The following is a 20,017-nucleotide window of genomic DNA, read 5'->3' as shown; positions in this document are numbered from 1 at the left end:
CCCCGGACCCCCATCCCCTCTCCTTTCCTAAACTTTTTATATCCGCTTCGCGGGCGGTGCGGGGCGGGGGCGCTGTTGTTTCTTGTTATTGTTGCAGGGTAATCAAAATCGCGGAAAAGACAAAGCCTACTTGGACGCCACGGCCACGCCCGCGCCGATCATGACGGTTCCGGCGGTCCGGTTCATGGCCTTCCACAGTTTGGTGGAGCGTATGGCGCTGCGGCCGCGCGAGGCCAGCCAGGCGTAGCCCATGGGCACCGAGAAGATGATGGGCAGGATGATGGAGACCACCAGCACGATATCCTTGGGGGTCAGGGCCTGCATGTCCACGAAACCGGGCAGGAACCCGCAATAGAAGGCGATGGCCTTGGGGTTGCCCGCAGTCACGCACAGGCCGGCCAGGTAGCTGCGGCCCGCGTTCACCGGCTCCACGCAGGCCGTGGTGTTGCCCGCCGGGGGAGTGGCCAGCCAGCAACGGACGCCGAGGTAGACGAGATAGGCCGCGCCCGCCCACTTGAGGATCACGAAATACGGGCCGATCTGCGAGGCCACCCAGCCCATGCCGAACAGGGCCGTCAGCAGATAGATGGTATCGCCGCAGGCCAGCCCGGCGGTGAAGGACGCCCCGGCCTTGAAGCCGCGCGCCAGGGACTGAGCCACCACGGCGGAAATGCCAGGCCCGGGAATCAGTGCGAAGACCAGGGTGGCCAGAGCCAACGCGATGCCGCTTTCAAGTGTCATTGTTCTCTCCTTAAAATATCCGGTCAGTTGCAACCTACCACCCCCAACCACACGCTTCAACCGGAAAGCAGGGGGGATGCCTCTGGACTCCCCTTCCAAAGCTTTTTGTCGCGCCTTCGGCGAAGTCCGTCGACCACGTCCCCCACCTCGCGAAGCGCCCCAAAAAGATTTGGAAAAGGAGGGGATGGGGGTCCGGGGGAAGGGGAGGAAAGAACCTTTCTCGAAAGGTTTTTCCTCCCCTTCCCCCGGCCGCCGGAGGCAAACAAAAAACCCGGCGCGGTGTTCCGCGCCGGGGGTATAAAACCACTATACGTACGGAACCTAGTCTATGCTCAGGCCCCAATTATTCCAGATCTGCTTGCGCCAGGAGGCGAAGGCCTCGGCGAAACCGTCGAGGGGCAGCTCGATCTTTTCGCCGGTCTTGCGGTCCTTGGCTTCGATGATGCCGCTCTTGAGCCCCTTGCCGCCCAGCACGAGCTGCATGGGGTAGCCGATGAGATCGGCCTCGGCGAACTTGACGCCCGGGCGTTCCTTGCGGTCGTCGAAGGCCGCGTCCACGCCCATCTTCATGATCTCGGCGTACAGCTCCTCGGCCTTGTCGGCCACGTCCTGGTCCTTGCCGCCGAGCGAGATCAGGCAGACCTCGAACGGGGCGATGGACGGCGGGAAGATGCAGCCGTTCTCATCATAGTTCTGCTCGATGGCCGAGGCCACGATGCGGGACACGCCGATGCCGTAGCAGCCCATGACCATGGGCCTGGTCTTGCCGTTCTCGTCCAGGAAGGTGGCTTCCATCTTCTCGGAATACTTGAGGCCGAGCTTGAACACGTGCCCCACCTCGATGCCCTTGGTGAACTCGATGGCGCCGCCGCATTCCGGGCAGGGATCGGTGGGCTCGATGACGCGCAGGTCGGCGTATTCGGCCACGGCACAGTCACGGCCCAGGGACAGGTGGGTGACGTGGGTGTCGCCCTTGTTGGCCCCGGCCACCCAGTCGGTGGCGAGCTTGAGTTCGCTGTCGGCGTAGACGGGAACGTCCTTGTCCAGGCCTGCGGGACCGGCGAACCCGATCGGGGCGTTGGTCAGCTTCCCGACCAGGGCCTCGTCGGCGAATTCGATCTCGTTGCCGCCCACCAGATTGCGCAGCTTGATGTCGTTCAGCTCACGGTCGCCGCGCACCAGACCGGCCACGGGCTTGCCGTCCACCACGAAAAGAAGCGTCTTGATCAGCTTGTCCGGGGTGATGGACAGGAAATCGCAGACCTCTTCCACGGTGTGCGCGCCGGGGGTGGCCACGTCTTCCATGGCCGGGCAGCCCGCGCCCGTCATGTCCGGGCCGTCGGGTACGGCCACCTTGGCCTTTTCCAGGTTGGCACCGAACTCGCAGGACCTGCAGGAGGCGATGGTGTCCTCGCCGGTATCGGCCAGGACCATGAACTCGTGGGAGAAGTCGCCGCCGATGGCCCCGGAGTCCGCCTGAACCGGCTTGAAGCGCAGGCCGATGCGGGAGAACGCGGCCTTGTACGCCTCGAACATGTCGAAATAGGATTTTTCCGCGCCTTCCTCGTCCTTGTCGAAGGAGTAGGCGTCCTTCATGATGAACTCGCGGCCGCGCATGAGGCCGAACCGGGGACGGATCTCGTCGCGGAACTTGGTCTGGACCTGGTACAGGTTGACGGGCAGCTGTTTGTAGGACTTGATCTCGCCGCGCACCAGGTCGGTGATGACCTCTTCGTGGGTGGGTCCGAGGCAGTAGTCGCGGTCGTGCCGGTCCTTGAACCGGAGCAGTTCCTTGCCGTAGTACTCCCAGCGGCCGGTCTCCTTCCACAGGTCGGCGGGCTGGACCGTGGGCAGCAGGACTTCCATGGCCCCGGCCCGGTCCATCTCCTCGCGCACGATCTTGGCCACCTTGTTGATGGACCGCAGCCCAAGCGGCAGGTAGTTGTAAATGCCGCTGGTCAGCTTGCGGATCATGCCCGCGCGCATCAGAAGCTTGTGGGAAACGACCTCGGCGTCGGCCGGGTCCTCCTTGAGGGTCGGAACGTAATACTTGGAAAGCCGCACTCTTATCTCCTTTCTTCGAGAAATTTCTCTATCTCTTTCATGAACTCGGGCAGCAGGTTCTCGTTGCCCTTGACCTTGCGCACCACCTCGCCCTTGCGGAAGATGATGCCCAGGTCACGGCCCCCGGCAATGCCTATATCCGCCTCTTTCGCCTCGCCCGGCCCGTTGACCACGCACCCCATGACGGCCACGGTGAAGACGTCCTCCACCCCGCGCAACGCTTCCTCCACCTGCTCGGCCAGCTCGATGAGCCCGATCTCCGTACGCCCGCAGGTGGGGCAGGAGATGATCTCCGGGCCGCGTTCGCGCAGGTTCAGGGCGCGCAGGATTTCATAGGCCACGCCGATCTCGGCCACCGGGTCATGGGTCAGGGAAACGCGCAGAGTGTCGCCGATGCCCTCATGAAGCAGGATGCCGAGGCCCACGGCGGATTTGACCGCTCCGCGCACCAGGGTCCCGGCCTCGGTGATGCCGATGTGCAGCGGGTAATCCACCTTGTCGCTCATGAGCCGGTAGGCGGCGATGGTTTTCATGACCGACGAGGTCTTAAGCGAAATCTTGATGTCATGGAAACCGCGCTTTTCCAGCATGGCCACATGGCGCAACCCGGACTCGACCATGGCCTCGGGCGTGGGCCCGCCGTACTGGCGGAGCAGGTCCTTTTCCAGGGACCCGCCGTTGACGCCGATGCGGATGGGGAGCTTCGCCCCCTGGGCGGCCCGCACCACGGCGTCCACCTTGCGCTCGTCCCCGATGTTGCCGGGGTTGATGCGCAGCCCGTCAAATCCCGCCTCCACGGCGGCCAGGGCCAGCCGGTAGTCGAAATGGATGTCCGCGATGAGCGGCACCGGCGACTCCCGGCGGATGTCCGCCAGCACCGAGGCGGCCTTGTCGTCGGGCACGGCCAGACGCACGATCTCGCACCCTGCCTCGGCCAGCCGGTTGATCTGCGCCACCGTGGACAACACGTCGCGGGTATCGGTGTTGCACATGGACTGGACCCGCACGGGGTTGTCTCCGCCGATGCCCACGGCGCCCACGTTCACCACTCTTGTCTGCTTCCGTTCCATGAGGAATGGCACGTTACGCAATTTCGCCCCGCAAGCCAAGCGCGGGAAACCAAACAACGCCGTACCTCACATTAATAATGGTACACCGACATGATCAATCTTATTTTTGTTCAAGACATTCATTACTAAAAAGGAGGGCTCAATGACTTTGAGTGTCCGAACCAAAATTCTCGTTTCGTTTACCGCAGCGCTCGTTCTGCTCTGTGTTTCGATCCTTTCCGTCAGCCTGACCTCCATTTACAACGACTCCGTGGAGTACAGCACCTCCTCGGCGGCGGGACAGTTAGAACACATCGACGGCACCATCGCCACATATATGCAGGAAGCCCTGAACAACACGGTCATGATGGCCGAAGATCCCAGGGCCAAACGGGTGGAAGAGATCCAGGGCAATTTCCTTGATCCGAACATGGAATACCCGACCAACGATCCCGGCCCTGAAGACCCCCTAGGCAGGGATATTCGAGGTTTCTACCAGATGATCCTCAAGTCCCACCCAAGTTACAAGGACTGCTACGTGGGCACCAGCAAAGGGGGCTTCATCATAGGCGGGGACGACCTCATGCCCGCAGGCTATGACCCTCGCAAGCGTCCCTGGTACAAGGCGGCTGCCGACAATCCCGGCAAGCCCGTCATATCCAAGGCGTACGTGTCCACAACCGGCGACGCCATGGTCAGCACGGGCAAGGCCGTGCTCGCCGACGGCGGGGTCGTGGGCGTAACGGCCATGGACATTTCCCTGGCGCAGCTCACCAAGCTCATCGAGCAGGTCAAACTGGGCGAGACCGGCTACGTCATGATGATCCAGGACGACGGCGTGGTCATCGCCGACCCCAGGACCCCCGACAACAACTTCAAGAATGTCGAAGAATTGGGCGACGAGCTGTACAGCAAGGCCTTTGTCATGGCCGGCGGTTCCCTAGATGGAGACATCAGCGGCGTGGCGCACAAGGCGGTCGTCCACACTTCACCGGTCCTCAAATGGAAGTTCATCGCCCTGATCGAAACCGCAGAAATAATGGCCCCGGTCTGGTCGAACGCCATCAATGCCACTCTTCTCTCCCTCCTCGCCCTGGCGGTCATCGGTGTACTCATGTGGTTCTACATGAATGGCCTGCTCATCCGTCCGCTGGGTGAAATCGTGAGGGTCCTGAACCTGGCGGTCGGAGGGGACTACACCTCCCGTCTGGCCGCAGACCGCAAGGACGACATGGGCACGATGTTCCGGGCCTTCAACACCATGTGCGACAAGCTCTCCGACATCGTAGCCCAGGTGGCCGTCGGCAGTGAGCACGTGGCCTCGGGCAGCGAGGAACTCTCCGGCACGTCGGCATCCCTGTCGGACGGCGCGACCAAGCAGGCCGCGTCTCTGGAAGAGGTTTCCGCCTCCATGGAGGAAATGACCTCCAACATCCGGGCCAATGCCGAGAATGCACAGGAGACCGATCGCATCGCCACCAAGGCGGCCGAAAACGCCAAAGTGGGCGGTACGGCCGTCACCGAAACCGTGTCGGCCATGCGCGAAATCGCGGAAAAGATATCCATCGTCGAGGAGATCGCCCGACAGACCAACCTGCTCGCCCTGAACGCGGCCATCGAAGCAGCCCGCGCAGGGGAGCACGGCAAAGGCTTCGCGGTGGTCGCCGCAGAGGTACGCAAGCTGGCGGAACGAAGCGGCCAAGCCGCCGCCGAGATCAGCGAACTCTCGTCCTCAAGTATGGAGGTAGCCGAAAAGGCGGGTACCCTGCTCAAGGAAATGGTCCCGGACATCGAGAAGACCGCCGAACTGATCCAGGAAATTACAACGGCGGGCAACGAGCAGTACACCGGGGCCGAGCAGATCAATTCAGCCCTGCAGCAACTCGACCAGGTGGTCCAGCAAAATGCCTCGGCTTCCGAGGAGATGGCCTCCACTTCGGCGGATCTGGCCAACCAAGCACATGGTTTGCAGCAGATCATCTCCTTCTTCAAGGTAAACCAGACCCAGGGCCGCCGCAGGACGCAACGGCCCCCGACCACGACCACCCGCATGGCCCCGGCCCGCCCCCCGCAACCGCTGCCCCAAGCCACTTCGCAACCGGACGAGGGCGGCATAGACCTGGAACTGTACGACTCGGACGACAACGACTTCGAGAAGTTCTAGCCGCCCATGCTATAACGGCCTATCATGGACACGAAAAACCCCGGCTCCAAGGAGTCGGGGTTTTGTTTCATTTGTTCCGGAAAGGGCTAACCGAGCTTCCTGCGCAGGCCGACCAGGCCGACCAGGCCGGTGCCCAGCAGCCAGACAGCGCCGGGGATGGGCGTGGGCATGTCTTCCTGATTGATGTCGATGGAAATCTCCCGGTTGGCCGTCGAGAACGGGCCGGTCGACATGCTCTCATAGGTGAACACCAGCTGGTACGTCATGCCGGTGATGAGCATCAGGTCGTAATACTCGAGGCTGGTCGCCGACAGGGAGCTGCCCCCGGCGGAAATCTCTTCGGAGTAGGTATCCGACAGCACGGAAACCCACTCTCCCATGGGCTCGGAAAGATCGAACGTGCTGGTCACGGACAGGTAGGGCGTGTCCGGCGTGTAGGCGAAGTAGTTGGAGATGTCCGTCAGGGTGGCGTTCACGCCGGTGACGATGTTGCGGCCATAGTCCGAGTACAGGACGAATTGGGCCGTGACCTGTCCGCTGTAGCTGCTGTCGGAATCCATGCCGTTTGCCACGAAATCCACCTGGTCGCCATGGGTGTCCCAGGATGCATTGTTGGACAGGGCGTCCGAGGTCGAGTTGAAATACGTCACCTCGAAGTAATAGGCCTGCGCCGCGCACGGCAGGCTCAGCATGACAAGCATGATCAACGCACAAATTTTCTTCATCTCAAACCTCGCTATAGGATGTCACCCTCGACATGCAACATTCATTCATACGTAAATATTACGAAAGCCTATACCAAACCGATCGCAAACACAATGCAGGATTCCGAAAAAAACGGACCTGTTACCGCCCTCCCCCGATACAAACCGTGAGCGATCAGGGTGCCGGAGGCGACCGACGGCGAGCCGCCCCGCCATGCCATGCCAAACGCCCGCTCCCCCTTTTCCCCGACGCCGCGAGCGCGGAAGCAAAAGAAGAAGCCCCGGAGATCGCTCTCCGGGGCTTCCTGTCTATTCCTCACGAGGGAAGGCTATTCGTCGTCCTTCTTCTCGGCGGGGGCTTTTTTCTTCTTGGGCTTGGGCGGCGTGCCCTGCTCGACCCAGACGGTCCGCTCGGTGAGCGGCTTGCGGTGCGTGTCCTTCATGGTCAGGCACTTGGTCGGGCAGTGGTCGCGGCAGTAGCCGCAGGAGATGCAGGCGTGCAGGTCGCAGGACCAGGTGCCCTTCTCTTTGTCCACGGTGATGCACTGGCTGGGGCACTTGCGTGAGCACATGCCGCAGAAGATGCACTTGTCGATGTCGATGACCAACTCGCCCCGGAAGTTGGGGAACGGCTCGCGGACCACGAACGGATAGTTGCGGGTCGCGGGCTTCTTGAGCAGGTTCTTGACGACTGTGGGTGTAAACAGCATGGGAACCTCCTAGCGTTCCGTGCAGCTGATGCACGGGTCGATGGACAGGACGTTGACCGGCACGTCGGCCAGTTCGCACCCGGGCATCATCGCCAGAAGCGGCGGGATGTTGGCGAACGTGGGGGTGCGGATACGCAAGCGGTCCAGATGCTTGGTGCCGTTGCCGCGGATGTAGTAGACGCACTCGCCGCGCGGCTGCTCCACCCGGTGGTAGACCTCGCCCTCGGGCGGGTTGCCCTTGACCTTGACTGCCAGCTCGCCCTCGGGGAGCTTGGAGATGGCCTGACGGACCAGGTCGATGGACTGGAGCACTTCGCGGAAACGGACCGTGGAACGCGCCCAGCAGTCGCCGGAGGTCTCCACGACCGGTTCGAAGTCCAGGAACTCGTAACCGCCGTAGCCGAGCATGCGCATGTCCTGGGCCACGCCGGAACCGCGCAGGGTCGGGCCTGCCGCGCCGAGTTCGTAGGCCTGGTCGTAGGTCAGGACGCCGACGTCAACGGTGCGGGCCTTGACCGAGTAGTCGTTCATGATGGTGTCCTGCAGCGCCTTGGTCTCCTTCTCCACGATGTCGATCTCGGACAGAATCCAGCGGATCTGATCGGGAGAGAGGTCGGCGCGCACGCCGCCGATGACGTTCACGGACACGATGACGCGGGAACCTGCGGTTGCCTCGTTGATGTCCATGATGCGCTCGCGAATCTTCCAGAACTGCATGAACAGGGACTCGAAGCCGAAGGCGTCGGCAAAGAGGCCCAGCCACAGCAGGTGGGAGTGGGTGCGGTGCAGCTCACTCCAGATGACCCGCAAAAGCTTGGCGCGGTCGGTGATCTCGATGCCCATGAGTTCCTCGATGGACTGCGAGTAGCAGGCGCCGTGGATCATGGAGCAGATACCGCAGACGCGCTCGCACACGGTGATCATCTGGTGGAAGTCGCGGATGTCGGCCAGCTTCTCCAGGCCGCGGTGGACGTAGCCCAGCGCGGGGATGGCCTCTTTGACGATCTCGTCCTCCACCTTGAGGGTCAGGTGGACCGGCTCCGGGAGGACGGGATGCTGCGGGCCGAAGGGAATTACGGTAGTAGCCATTTCAGCCCCCTATTTTTTCGGCGCGATCTTGACGTTGGAAGCCAGGGGAACCTGGGTCACCTCGGGGTCAAGATAGAGCGTGCGGTTGAAGTCGAGGACCAGGCCGTCGAACTTGACGTCCCACTGGTCGCGGATTTCGTTTTCCACCAGCAGGGCGGCGAAGTAGACGCCGGACACGCTCGGAATGGGCTTGTCCATGTCGGCCACGAGCCGCAGGTGGGAAGTTTCCAGATTCTTGTCGAAGTGGTACAGAATGCCGATCTTGCCTTCCCCCGCCTCGTAGGTGGAGTAGGTGACCAGCCGCTGACCATCGTTCTTCATATTCATGACCTCGCCGACAATGGTGTCGAGGGTCACGTCTTTTATCGTACCTATCATTATATACCTCGTGTGAAGCCGCTTAGGCTTCTTCCACTTTCTGCGCGAACTTTGCCAGGCCCGCGACCACGCCGTCGATGATTGCCTCGGGCTTGGCCGGGCAGCCGGGGACGTAGACGTCCACCGGGATGACCTTGTCCACGCCGCCCACGACATTGTAGGCCTCGCGGAACACGCCGCCGGAGTTGCCGCAAGCGCCGATGGCGATGACGGCCTTGGGCTCGGGCATCTGGTCGTAGATGTTCTTGAGCACTTTCTTGTTGCGGTGGTTGACCGTGCCGGTGACCAGGAGCACGTCGGCGTGCTTGGGGTTGCCCACGTTGATGACGCCGAACCGCTCCACGTCGTAGAGCGGAGTCAGGCAGGCCAGAACCTCGATATCGCAGCCGTTGCAGCTTCCGCAGTCGAAATGCATGATCCACGGAGACTTGGCGCGAGATTTTTTGATGAATGAACCGAACATATTTACCCCGCGTACAGCCAGATGAGGTTAACGACGGACATGCCCATGCCGAGCACCCAGACACGCTTGAGCATCCAGCGCCAGGTCATGCGGGCCATGGTGTTGTCCACCAGGATTTCGAGCATGTAGGTGGCGACCAGGAGCACCGCCATCCAGGCCACGTTGGTGTGCCAGAAGAGCGCGCACAGGCCGAGCACCAGGATGGTCTCGTACCAGTGGGCGATCTCGATCAGGGCCAGGTAGGGGCCGGAGTACTCGGTGAGCACGCCCTTGACCAGTTCCTGATGGCCGTGATGGGAGGTGGAGAAGTCGAACGGCGACTTCCGCAACTTGATGGTCAGGGCGTAGCCCAGGGCCAGGTACAGGAGAGGCATCTTGGCCAGCAGCGGCATCTCCTGGGACCAGACGGCCTCGATGGAGAAGGAGCCGGTGACCAGGTAGAAGCCGACGAAGACCAGAATCAGGACCGGCTCGTAGGCCAGAATCTGCATCAGCTCGCGCTGTGCGCCCACCTGGGAGTACGGGGACTTGGCGGCCATGGCGCCCATGACCAGGAAGACCGCGCCCACGGCCTGAACGAAGAAGATGAGCAGCAGGTCGCCCTGGGCGAAGAACAGGGCCACCGAGGTGGCGGCGGCGATGAGGTACACCCAGGCGCAGAGGATCTGCCACTGGTTGACGACCATCTTTTCCTTGCCGAGCAGCTTGGCCACATCATAGAAGGCCTGCATGATCGGCGGACCCTGACGGGACTGGAACCAGGCGGTGACGCGACGGTCCAGACCGGCGATCAGGCCGCCGAGAATCGGACCGGCCACAAGACCGATGATGACGAGAATAAGCGTATCCATTAGAGCGCCCCTCCCAGCATGAGGACGATCAATGCGACCGCCAGTGCGTTGCAGATGGGCGTGAGCTTTCCTTCAGCGAACAGCTCGCCCAGATACATGTTGCCCGCAGAGAACGGGACATCGCCGTTCATGGGACCGACATAGGTGCCGTCGACCGAGGAGTTTGCGCCGCCCAGGTAGGGAGGCATGATCCGGGTCTTGCGGTAGCCCGAGGCCGCCTTGACGGCGTAGAGCAGGCCCAGACCGAGGACCAGGAACAGGGGCACCACGACGAACGTTCCGTGAGCGGATTCAAGGGAACCGAAGCCCACGGTGAACGGAGCCGAGCCGAGCCAGGGGGCCAGCAGGGAATTGTATATCCACGGGGAAGCCACGGACAGGGCCACGGCGGCCAGGCAGATGATGAACAGCGGCAGGCGGATGAGCAGGGCCTGGGATTCGGACTTGGCGCCCTCTTCGCGGCTGCCCATCATGGAGCCTGCCCAGCGGGCCAGGTACACCACCATCATGGCCGAGCCCATGGCCAGCATGATGACGATGAAGATGTTCGAATCGGCGGAAGCCTCGATGGCCATCCATTTGCCCAGGAGCACGCCGAACGGGGGCAGCATCATGGTCAGGATGCCGATAATGGTGATCAGCGCAGTGCGGGGCAGCTTGGCGTACAGGCCGCGCATGTCCTCGATGTCGCGGGAGCCGATGGCCTGCTCGATGGTGCCGACGCACAGGAAGAGCAGGGACTTGGAAACCGCATGGAACAGGATCAGCATGATCGCTGCGGTCAGGGCCAACGGGGTGTTGATGCCCGCGCAGCAGATGATCAGGCCGAGGTTGGCCACCGTGGAGTAGGCCAGGATCTTCTTGCCGTTGGACTGACCGATGCCCAGAGCGGCGCAGGCCAGGAAAGTGAACGCGCCGCAGACGGCCACGCCGGTGGACAGGAAGGTATCGACGTAGGCCGGAGCGAACCGCAGGACCACGAAGACGCCCGCCTTGACCATGGTGGACGAGTGCAGGAGCGCGGACACCGGGGTCGGGGCGACCATGGCGCCGAGCAGCCAGGACTGGAACGGCACCTGTGCGGCCTTGGTGAAACCGGCCAGGCAGAGGAAGCCGACGCCGGTGACCATGAGCGCGCCCTGCGGGCCGGCGGCCAGGATGGCGGCGATGTTGAGCGTGCCGGTTTCGGAATAGACCAGCATCATGCCGATCACGAAGGCCAGGCCGCCAAGGGCGTTCATCCACAATGCGCGGACGGAGTTCTTGGTGGCGATCTCGGTGGCGTCGTGGCCGATGAGCATGAAGGAACAGAGCGTGGTCACTTCGAAGAAGAAGTACATCCACAGGATGTTGTTGGACAGGACCAGTCCGTTCATGGCCCCGAGGAAGAGCACCAGGAAAAAGAAGAAACGCGGCTGGCGCGACTTCTTCAGGTGCAGATGTTCCTCGTGTTCCTTCATATAGGGAATGGCGAAGATACAGATCAGGGAACCGATGACCGAAATCACCAGGACCATGACCAGGGTAAGCTGGTCGCCCATGAGCGCGGGGACCGCCTCATGCTTGAGGGAAATAAATTCAAACCACGCGAGCAGTACTGCCTGGGCCAGGGTGAAACCCTGGATGAGCAGACTCTTGTGTTTGAGACCATAAAAGAAAATGACGGCCAGCAGGGCGAAATCCAGGACAGTGACCAGGAAATCGCTGCTGATGCCAAGGATTGAACCGACCGCAATCGGCTCGAACGCCCCCTGTGCGAGCAGCCCGACCGACGCAAGCGTCAGGACCGCACCGGTGGCCACGACGGTCAGATTCCGGACGGCCGAAGACCGAACGAAATAACAGACCAGCGCGGCCGCTACCGGCAGGAGAATGAGAAGCAGTAGCAGATTCGACATGAAGACCTCGTTTCAAATGATGGAGAACGAGTACAGCAGACACGAAAAACCGGTTCACCTCCAACCGATTTTTCGCGCGAATGCACCTTACCCTTAGCCTAGTAAACAAGAGTCATTAGGGGAAGTCACGAGCCGAGTCAAGGTCCTTACGGAAGAAATAACCTCGTTTTTGTGCTTTTATAACTTACACATATGTATGTACATTTTTGTACAACAACCGGTTTTTCCCACAATACGACACAACCAGGTAGGAAATTTTGTGAAAAAAATAACAAATTACCCCGCACACCTGCCGTGAAAAGACCCATCAGAAAGAAATTATGTGAAATCCGTGACTAGAAATAGCCGAGGCTGGTGAGTGTATCCATGACCGCTTCCTTGGACCCGGAACGGCCCGCCCGCTCAGGGCCGTTTCCCGCCGGTTTGCGGGTGCACGGCTCGCAGCCCAGCGAACGGTATCCGAGGTCGTACAAACCGCAATGGGGGAGGCCGAACCGGGCGTAAAAAGCCCAGACGTCGGTCTCGGTGAAGTCGAGAATGGGATTGACCAGGGTGTAATCCGGGGCGCGGCGCTCCTCCATGACCGCCCTGCCCGCCCTGTCCGGGTGCTCGTCGCGCCGGATGCCGGACAGGAGGTGCGTGGTCCGGGTGGTCCGGACGGCAGCCTTGAGGGGCTCCACCTTGAGGTCGCGGCAGCAGGCCACGGGGTCCACGGCCAGGGGGTAGCCTTGGAGCCGGACGGCCGGGCGGGCCACGAACAGGTCCACGCCCCACTCTTCGGCCAGCCGGTCGCGGAAGGCCAGGACTTCGGGAAACTTGCACCCCGTGTCCAGGTTGATGGCCCGGGCCGGGCCCAGGCCGTGGTGGTCGAGCAGCGCCTTCCACACGAACAGGACCACGGTGGAGTCCTTGCCGCCGGTCCAGGCCACGCGCACGCGCCGGGGATCGACGACGGCGAGCAGGTCGGTCATCACGGCTTCGGTCCGGGCAACGGTTTCGTCAAGGGTGGGCATTGTCTTCTCCTGCGCATCCACATCTATAATGGACCGATGCGACTGCTTGCGTTATGGACATTTCATGACCAAAGAAAAAAAGCAAATCATCGACGACATGGTGTCCAACGAGAACCTGTGCGTGCTGGCAACCATCGAAGGGAACGTCCCGCACACCTCGCTGATGACGTTCTTCGCCGATCATGCGGCCATGAAGTTCTATTTTCTGACGCATTCGACGTCGAAAAAATACAAGAACCTCAAGAAAAATCCGCACGTCAGCCTGCTCATCGACAGGCGGGCCGACGACCTCGCCCTGTCCATCGAGGGGCACCATCTTCCCATCCGGAAGAAGCAGACCGTGGAGGCCATCATCCGGCTCTATCTTCTGAAACACCCGGAGATGGAGGAATTCGCCAACCACCCGGACACGGAGCTGATCCGAATCCAGGGGACAGCGGCCCAACTGGCCCAGGGCATGGACACCATTTTCACCACGAAATTGAAAAATTCCTGAAAAACTGCTTGACCTCCCGCGAGCATGGGCATAAACAGTCACTTCACTTCGCGCGCCCGTGGCTCAGCTGGATAGAGCATTCGGCTACGAACCGAAAGATCGCACGTTCGAATCGTGCCGGGCGCGCCACGCGACAAAAGACCCCTGTAAACCGAGTTTACAGGGGTTTTTCGTTGCCTGTGGCCAACAAAGACCGCTGAACTTTCTGCCCCCTGCCGGGCTGAACGGGACTCAATCCTCTTTTTCAGGATGAAACTTTATGATAACGGGTCAGTCATGAATTGCCCAAAATGCGGAACTCCCCTGCCCGAGGGCTGGCACACCTGCAAGCATTGCGGTGCGCGAATCACCCGTCCCAGCGACAAGATCGCCCGGCAGATGACGACCAGCGGCCGTTTCGCCATGGTCTGCGGCGGGTTGATGCTGCTGCTGGCCGGTTCCCTCTTCTTCTACGGCGAGGCCGACATGCTGTGGCAGGCCGTTCTCATCGTCCTGGGGCTGCTGCTCATCTTCGTGGGCAAGAAGATGGCCTAGGCGTCACGCCCCTGGTCCACGCCCATCCACTTCAAGACAGACAGCGCCGGGCACCAGCCCGTGACCGCGGATTGCAACAGGTTCGCGCCCACCAGGGTCGTGAACCAGAGCCAGTATGGTGAATGGAAATACGCCAGGATCAGGCTCACCAACACGAAAAATCCGGCCAAACCGCGAACGATGCGTTCTGCCATGACGGACCCTCCCCAAGCGGTGGCCCGGCGGGACCCCGCGCTACAGTGAAGAAATGAATACCACTACCGCTCGGCCAGGCCGCCGGCGGTGAAGGTCATGGTGCCGATATCGCCGAAGGTGGTGGCCTGGCGCACGGTCAGTTCCAGGGGGGAACCATAGTCCACGGTGAAGGCCTCGCCCTGGCTGAGCGGCCGGGTGCCGGTGGTGGTCACCAGCTTCCTGTCGGCCCCGTTGGACCACGCGCCTTCCAGCACGTACTGCCCCTGCGGCAACCGATAGCTGCCTCCTGAGACCCACGGGACGAGCAGGGACTGGCCCCTGGAATCGGCCAGCATGAGGGCGTGGACCTTGCGGGAGGCGATATCCACGTAGAACTCCGCACTCGGCACGCCGGGGGTCTCGCGGACCACGCGGAAACGGGTCACGTCGGGCCGGTCGGACTCGATGGAGTACTTGGACATGAAGTTGTCCGGGTCGAGGATGATCTCCCATCCCAGGTCCTGGCCGTTGTTGGCCCAGGGGATGGCCACGAACCCCTTGAGGTTGACCACCTCCTTGAAATCGCTGCCCCACAGCCCTTCCAGGATGAGCTGGTCGCCCATCACGGTCTGCAGGGTCTCGCCGTCGCGCACGAACACGGGGTTGTCGTTGAGCCAGCAGACGAAGACGGGCTTGTCTTCGCCCGGTGAAACCGGGAGTTTGCCGGTCCATTTCACCTTGGCCCTGGCCACCTGCTTGCCGTCGGATCGCAGCTCCAGCGCGGAAAACGGTTCCAGGGCCATGCGCCTGGCGCTGATCAGGTTCACACCGGGGCGGTCCGAGGCGAACAGGGCCAGTTCCGGAGAAAATTCACGGAGCCCCGACGACACGGACTTCACGGAAAGGGTCGAGCCGGGGGCGAGATTGATGACCCCGGACTCCGGCAGCAACCTGCCGTTGACGCTGACCTGGACACCCTTGCGGGCGTAGGCGCGGACTTCCTCGTCTGTGAAATCGGGCGGCAGCACGGTCACGCCGAGGCGCTGCAGGAGCATGATCGTGGCCGCCAGCTGCTGGCGGACCTTCCAGTCGATCTGGGTGATGGACTTGGAGACCTCCACGGCCATGGCCGGGATGCCGTGCTCGGCCAGGGCGTAGCAAGTCAGGGACTTGCGCATCTCCGGGTAGTCCGTACCCTGGTCGAAAGTCCGGGTGTTGAACAGCTTGAACTGGTAGTCGCTGGCCGCGATGCGCCCGTTGAGCTCCTCCAGCACGGAGTTGACCGTATGGGCCAGGTCGATCTTGTCGTAGACCAGGGTGTCCACGATGATGGACTGGCCGTACCGCTTGGGATTGCGCAGGTTGTCCACATAGGTCGGGTTGTAGAAGCCGCTGCCCTCGTGCAGGTGGATGAAGGCGTCGCTTTGCGCCAGGAGGAAACGGATGACCCGGGCCACGCGGTCCTCGTAGAACCGGTTGTAGTTCTGGTCGAACCGCCGGTTCATGTCCACGTTGATCTGCCGCTTGTGCAGGTTGATGGACGGCACGTTGGCCCGGGGCAGGACGATCACGCTCCCCTTGAGCACCTTGGCCTGGGAAAGCAGCTGGGCCGTGATGTAGCCCGCAGATTCATCGCCCTGGATGCCGCCCTGGACCATGATGGTGGGGCCGGGCTGTTCGCCCTTGAGGTAAACGACCTTGAGGGGGTATTGTGTGCCCGTGAAAAAGGAATGCTCCCACGAACCCGCAAGGGCGTGGGATGCAAAAAGGACCACTATCAGGCTAGGAAGAAGCCAGGATGTGATAAAGCGGATACGTTTCGGCGAAAATGACATCCCCGTCCTTTCCCTTGATTATCAACCGCAGAGCGAACAGATCTTTCTTGTCCTTGCCGTTCGGCAGGGCCATGCTGGTCTCCATGCGCTTGAATCGTTGAATCTGAAACGACAAATCGCTCTTGTTGGTCTTGGCCGACAGGGCCGTGCCGTCCTTGGTCAGGAAGATGAAGTCGGCCTGCCCGGTGATGGACGTGGCCGCCTGCAGGTTGTTGAGTTCGAAGGTGACGGACAGCTTGCTCCCGGAGAGCTTGGCCTGCATGTTCTCCACGCCGACCTGGCGGCTGTCCGTGCGGATGAATATCTTGTTCAGATCGACGTCGGGCCGCACTTCCTGCTGTTGTTCCTCGGCCTCGGTGGTGGCGGCGGACAACAGGGACTGGAGTTCGGCGGGGTCGTAGGACTCGAGAATCTTCTCCATGTTGCCCAGCCGTTCCAGGCGGACCTCGGCGTCCACCAGACGCTGTTCCAGGCTCTTGTTCTCGGAATGAAGCTCGGAATTGACCTTGAAGCCGCGCACGCCCATGTAGATGCCGCCCACGGCGCACAGGAGAAGAAACACCTGACTGAAGACGAACATCCTGAGCCAGAAGGGGCTTAAGCGGTACCGGGTCACGTCCCGGTCGTCCCGCATGAAGAGCACGCTGTACTTGGAATCGCTCATCTACCCCGTCTCCACTGCTCGCTTTCGATTTTCCACTTGTCGCCTTGAGGGGTCAGGACCATGGTCTTGTAGCCCTTGTCGCCATACCCGGTGGCGTCCTCGTAGACCTGGTCAAAAGCCACCTGCAACCCATTGGGATGCATGGTCACTTCCAAATCGTCAACCTCGACCTTAACAGGAGGCCTCCTGTCCCACAACGTCTTTTTGTAATCCGCTATGGCGTCCGCGCCGACCCGGTCGCCCTGCACGGCCCTTCCGTCGTAGAAGCTCCGGTAGGCGTCCACGTCCGCGCCCAGCCAGGCCTGACGCCAGTCTGCCAGGAAGCGCAGGGCCTCCTCGCGCTTGGCGGACAAATACTTGTCGTCCAGCCTCTCGGTGGCGGTCACGTATTCACGGCCCACGATGCGCCACTTCCCGCCGTCGTCGCGCTTCCAGTAGAAACGCTTGCCGGTGGTGGAGGAGCGGCCCGTGGTCCGGTAGTACTGGTCGAACCAGGTCACCCAGTAGCCCGGCCCGGGGATGGCCCGGACATTGTCCACCATGACGTGAATCCAGGGCTTGTTGGCGAAAATATTGCGCTTGTTGGCGATGAAGCCCTTGAAGTCCACCCTCTCGGATCGGGTCATGAGGGCGGCATCGTAGCGGTCGAACAGGGCCTCGTCCATGTGCTGCCAGTCCCTGGCCCAGGCGGTCAGCTCGCCGACCACTTCCAGGGCCTCGACCTCGTTGTCGCCCGGCTCCTGCACCCACTCCAGGCCGGAGCCGATGACCACGGGCGTGCCGTAAGGGGCCTCGGTGGCCACGTTCTCCATGTCGGGCACCTTGAGCGCCACGCAGCCCAGGGTGTCGCGCGGGACAAAGGTCTTGCCCCGGCCGTGCAGCCAGATGCCGCCGCCGGTCTTGCCGTTGATGCGGTCGATGGGGTTGGGATAGTTCAGGGCGTAGGCGATGTTGCCGTACAGGTCCCAGTCCAGGGGGCGGTCGATCTTGTGGCCCACGAAATAGACGCCCTCGGGAGTGCGCAGATCCCCTTCCACCAGCTTGTCGCCGGAGGATTGGCCCGTGGTGCACGGGAAACGGTAGACCTCGTGCAGGGGCGACTTGCGCTCGAACATGACGAGCTGCTGGGACGCCTTGTCCACCGCGATGATGCGCTCCGGCCCATAGGCGTGGGACGACAGCACCGGCACCCAGCCTTCGGCCAGGGCCGAGCCTGCGGAAATGATCAGTGTCAGAAAGAGTACGGCAAAACGCATGGTGAAAATTCTATCCGCTCCTCGCATGGGTTACCCCGAACCCGGCTGCACGCCTCCCCGGCGAGCCCTGCCTATTGTCCCGCAGCCAACAATTCCTGGCGGGTGAAGATGGAATCGAGTTCCAGCCCCGCCGCCTTGAGCTTTTCCCTGCCGCCTTCTTCGCGATCCAGAACGGCCAGCACGCCCACGATCTCGAGCCCCGCGTCCCGGACGCGCTGGGCCGCCGTGATCAACGTGCCGCCCGTGGTGCACACGTCCTCCAGGAGCACGACCCTGTCGCCTTCCCTGAAGTTGGCCAGCCCTTCGAGGTACTGGTCCGTGCCGTGGCCCTTGGACTTCTTGCGGATAATGAAACCGGGCAGCGGCCTCCCTTCCAGGTGGGAGACCACGGTCACGCCGGTGATGAGGGGGTCGGCGCCGAGCGTCATGCCGCCCACGCCGTCCACGTCATACCCCTTGAGCATCTCGAAAAAGAGCCGCCCGATGAGGTAGCCGCCCTCGGCGTGGAGCGCGGTCTGCTTGCAGTCGAAATAGTAATCGCTCTTCTTGCCCGATGTCAGCGTGAAGTCGCCCTCCTTGTAGGAAAGCTTGAGCAGGAGCCTGGCAAGTTTCTGTTTGAGTTCTGTCATCCCTGTTTCCCCTTGAACACGCGGTCGAAAACTACGTCTTCATATCGTTTGTAATACGAAGGGTCAAAGGCTTCGTCAAGATCGTTAGACTCAAGGTGCTTGTTTACTTCCGCATCCTTGCGCACCTCGTCCTCGAACTGGAGCCGGTCGGCCCAGCAGCGCATGGCCACCTTCTGGACCATTTCGTAGGCTGCCTGGCGTTTCAGCCCGGTGGCGATGAGTTTGTTCAGCACCCGCTGGGAGTAGAACAGGCCGAAGGAACCCATGAGGTTGCGCTCGATGTTGTCCTCCTTGACCACGAGACGCTCGAGCACGCCGCTCATGCGGTGCAGCATGTAGTCCACCAGGGCGGTGGTGTCGGGCATGATCATGCGCTCCACCGAGGAATGGGAAATGTCGCGCTCGTGCCACAGGGCCTGGTTCTCCATGGCGGCCAGGGAGTTGCCGCGGATGACGCGGGCCAGGCCGCAGAGGTTCTCGGCGGAAATGGGGTTCTTTTTGTGCGGCATGGCCGAGGAGCCTTTCTGGCCCTTGGAGAAACCCTCCTCCACTTCCAGGACCTCGGTGCGCTGCAGGTGGCGAAGCTCCAGCCCCAGCCGCTCGATGCCGCCGGCCAGCATGGCCAGGGCGGTGAAGAACTGGGCGTAGCGGTCGCGCTGCACGATCTGGGTGGAGTGGGGGTCGGCCTCAAGGCCGAGGATGGCGCAGGCGCGCTCCTCCAGCTCGGGGGAGAGGTGGGCGAAGGTGCCCACCGCGCCGGACAGCTTGCCCACGCGGATGTTCTCGCGGGCCGCCTCGAACCGCTCCTTGTGGCGCAGGAACTCGGCGTAGAAGCCGGTGAACTTGAGGCCGTAGGTGGTGGGCTCGGCGTGGATGCCGTGGGTCCGGCCCATGCAGAGCAGCCCCTTGTGCCTGTGGGCCAGGTCCGAAAGCACGCCCAGGATGCGGTCGATGCCCTCGGCCAGGATGGCCCCGGCGCGGGTCAGGAGCACCCCGTTGGCCGTGTCCACGATGTCGGAGGAGGTGCAGCCCAGGTGGATGAAGCGGGAGTTGTCGCCGACCTTCTCCTCCACTGCGGACAGGAAGGCGATCACGTCGTGCTTGGTGGTCTCCTCGATCTCCAGGATGCGGTCCAGATCAAAGTCCGCCTTGGCGTGGATGTCGTCGCAGGCGTCCTGCGGGACTTCGCCCAGTTCGGTCCAGGCCCTGGTCACGGCCAGTTCCACTTCCAGCCAGACCCGGAACTTGTTCTCCAGGGTCCACAACTCTCTCATTTGGGGACGGGAATACCGTTCAAGCATGTTC

The 20,017-nt window shown here is 62.1% G+C and carries 20 protein-coding genes and 1 tRNA gene; 4 read left to right on the top strand and 17 right to left on the bottom strand.

Features of this window, described 5'->3' with window-relative positions; all coding sequences use genetic code 11:
• Positions 1–126: 126 nt before the first annotated feature.
• From OO730_RS12635 to ispG, 3 genes are all read right to left on the bottom strand, one after another.
• A complete protein-coding gene (locus OO730_RS12635; protein WP_264981829.1) occupies positions 127–741 on the bottom strand; it encodes a LysE family translocator in 615 nt (204 codons plus the stop codon).
• Between the two features lie 321 nt (positions 742–1,062).
• Positions 1,063–2,805 (bottom strand): proline--tRNA ligase, encoded by a 1,743-nt coding sequence (locus OO730_RS12630; protein ID WP_264981828.1) that lies wholly within the window; start codon positions 2,803–2,805, stop codon positions 1,063–1,065.
• A 2-nt stretch (positions 2,806–2,807) separates the two neighbouring features.
• Positions 2,808–3,875, bottom strand: a complete 1,068-nt coding sequence (gene ispG / locus OO730_RS12625) for a flavodoxin-dependent (E)-4-hydroxy-3-methylbut-2-enyl-diphosphate synthase (protein ID WP_264981827.1) — start codon at positions 3,873–3,875, stop codon at positions 2,808–2,810.
• 142 nt (positions 3,876–4,017) lie between these two features.
• On the opposite strand from ispG, the gene OO730_RS12620 reads away from it, so the two are divergent.
• The gene (locus OO730_RS12620; RefSeq protein ID WP_264981826.1) at positions 4,018–6,018 is read left to right on the top strand and encodes a methyl-accepting chemotaxis protein; all 2,001 of its coding nucleotides are present in this window, start codon (positions 4,018–4,020) and stop codon (positions 6,016–6,018) included.
• A gap of 86 nt (positions 6,019–6,104) precedes the next feature.
• Here the strand turns inward: OO730_RS12620 and OO730_RS12615 are convergent, their stop codons facing one another.
• The 8 genes from OO730_RS12615 to OO730_RS12580 all read right to left on the bottom strand — a co-directional run bounded on the left by OO730_RS12615 (position 6,105) and on the right by OO730_RS12580 (position 13,124).
• Complete coding sequence (locus tag OO730_RS12615) at positions 6,105–6,743, bottom strand: VPLPA-CTERM sorting domain-containing protein (protein ID WP_264981825.1); 639 nt, start codon at positions 6,741–6,743, stop codon at positions 6,105–6,107.
• 308 nt (positions 6,744–7,051) lie between these two features.
• Positions 7,052–7,432 (bottom strand): 4Fe-4S binding protein, encoded by a 381-nt coding sequence (locus tag OO730_RS12610; protein WP_264981824.1) that lies wholly within the window; start codon positions 7,430–7,432, stop codon positions 7,052–7,054.
• A 9-nt stretch (positions 7,433–7,441) separates the two neighbouring features.
• Positions 7,442–8,521: a hydrogenase large subunit gene (locus OO730_RS12605; protein WP_264981823.1), complete on the bottom strand. Its 1,080-nt coding sequence runs from the start codon at positions 8,519–8,521 to the stop codon at positions 7,442–7,444.
• A gap of 9 nt (positions 8,522–8,530) precedes the next feature.
• The gene (locus tag OO730_RS12600; protein ID WP_264981822.1) at positions 8,531–8,899 is read right to left on the bottom strand and encodes an NADH-quinone oxidoreductase subunit C; all 369 of its coding nucleotides are present in this window, start codon (positions 8,897–8,899) and stop codon (positions 8,531–8,533) included.
• Between the two features lie 22 nt (positions 8,900–8,921).
• Positions 8,922–9,362 (bottom strand): NADH-quinone oxidoreductase subunit B family protein, encoded by a 441-nt coding sequence (locus OO730_RS12595; RefSeq protein ID WP_264981821.1) that lies wholly within the window; start codon positions 9,360–9,362, stop codon positions 8,922–8,924.
• A gap of 2 nt (positions 9,363–9,364) precedes the next feature.
• A complete protein-coding gene (locus OO730_RS12590; RefSeq protein WP_264981820.1) occupies positions 9,365–10,213 on the bottom strand; it encodes a respiratory chain complex I subunit 1 family protein in 849 nt (282 codons plus the stop codon).
• Positions 10,213–12,111 (bottom strand): NADH-quinone oxidoreductase subunit 5 family protein, encoded by a 1,899-nt coding sequence (locus tag OO730_RS12585; RefSeq protein ID WP_264981819.1) that lies wholly within the window; start codon positions 12,109–12,111, stop codon positions 10,213–10,215. Before OO730_RS12585 ends, OO730_RS12590 begins: the two co-directional genes overlap by 1 nt.
• Positions 12,112–12,446: 335 nt before the next feature.
• Entirely contained in the window at positions 12,447–13,124 is a 678-nt protein-coding gene (locus OO730_RS12580) for a phosphoadenosine phosphosulfate reductase family protein (protein WP_264981818.1), read from the bottom strand.
• Between the two features lie 64 nt (positions 13,125–13,188).
• On the opposite strand from OO730_RS12580, the gene OO730_RS12575 reads away from it, so the two are divergent.
• From OO730_RS12575 to OO730_RS12565, 3 genes are all read left to right on the top strand, one after another.
• On the top strand, positions 13,189–13,620 hold the full coding sequence (locus tag OO730_RS12575; RefSeq protein WP_264981817.1) for a pyridoxamine 5'-phosphate oxidase family protein: 432 nt from the start codon (positions 13,189–13,191) through the stop codon (positions 13,618–13,620).
• 52 nt (positions 13,621–13,672) lie between these two features.
• A tRNA-Arg gene (locus OO730_RS12570) sits at positions 13,673–13,749 on the top strand.
• 147 nt (positions 13,750–13,896) lie between these two features.
• The gene (locus OO730_RS12565; protein ID WP_264981816.1) at positions 13,897–14,154 is read left to right on the top strand and encodes a zinc ribbon domain-containing protein; all 258 of its coding nucleotides are present in this window, start codon (positions 13,897–13,899) and stop codon (positions 14,152–14,154) included.
• Here the strand turns inward: OO730_RS12565 and OO730_RS12560 are convergent.
• From OO730_RS12560 to purB, 6 genes are all read right to left on the bottom strand, one after another.
• The gene (locus tag OO730_RS12560; protein WP_264981815.1) at positions 14,151–14,348 is read right to left on the bottom strand and encodes a YgaP family membrane protein; all 198 of its coding nucleotides are present in this window, start codon (positions 14,346–14,348) and stop codon (positions 14,151–14,153) included. The two genes, OO730_RS12565 and OO730_RS12560, sit on opposite strands and share 4 nt — an antisense overlap.
• Before the next feature lie 63 nt (positions 14,349–14,411).
• Positions 14,412–16,103, bottom strand: coding sequence for a M14/M99 family metallopeptidase (locus OO730_RS12555; RefSeq protein WP_264981814.1), 1,692 nt, complete (start codon positions 16,101–16,103; stop codon positions 14,412–14,414).
• 7 nt (positions 16,104–16,110) lie between these two features.
• Positions 16,111–16,827, bottom strand: a complete 717-nt coding sequence (locus OO730_RS12550; protein ID WP_264981813.1) for a hypothetical protein — start codon at positions 16,825–16,827, stop codon at positions 16,111–16,113.
• Positions 16,824–18,083 carry a L,D-transpeptidase Cds6 family protein gene (locus OO730_RS12545; RefSeq protein WP_264981812.1) on the bottom strand — a complete coding sequence of 420 codons (1,260 nt, stop codon included), beginning with the start codon at positions 18,081–18,083 and terminating at the stop codon, positions 16,824–16,826. Before OO730_RS12545 ends, OO730_RS12550 begins: the two co-directional genes overlap by 4 nt.
• 71 nt (positions 18,084–18,154) lie before the next feature.
• Positions 18,155–18,712 carry an orotate phosphoribosyltransferase gene (gene pyrE / locus OO730_RS12540; RefSeq protein WP_264981811.1) on the bottom strand — a complete coding sequence of 186 codons (558 nt, stop codon included), beginning with the start codon at positions 18,710–18,712 and terminating at the stop codon, positions 18,155–18,157.
• Positions 18,709–20,013, bottom strand: a complete 1,305-nt coding sequence (gene purB, locus OO730_RS12535; protein ID WP_264981810.1) for an adenylosuccinate lyase — start codon at positions 20,011–20,013, stop codon at positions 18,709–18,711. The genes pyrE and purB overlap by 4 nt, the downstream gene beginning before the upstream one ends.
• Positions 20,014–20,017 lie beyond the last annotated feature (4 nt).

The sequence above is a fragment of the Pseudodesulfovibrio portus genome (genome assembly GCF_026000375.1).
GTDB classification, from domain to species: domain Bacteria; phylum Desulfobacterota; class Desulfovibrionia; order Desulfovibrionales; family Desulfovibrionaceae; genus Pseudodesulfovibrio; species Pseudodesulfovibrio portus.
This window is presented reverse-complemented; position numbering and strand designations above follow the sequence as displayed.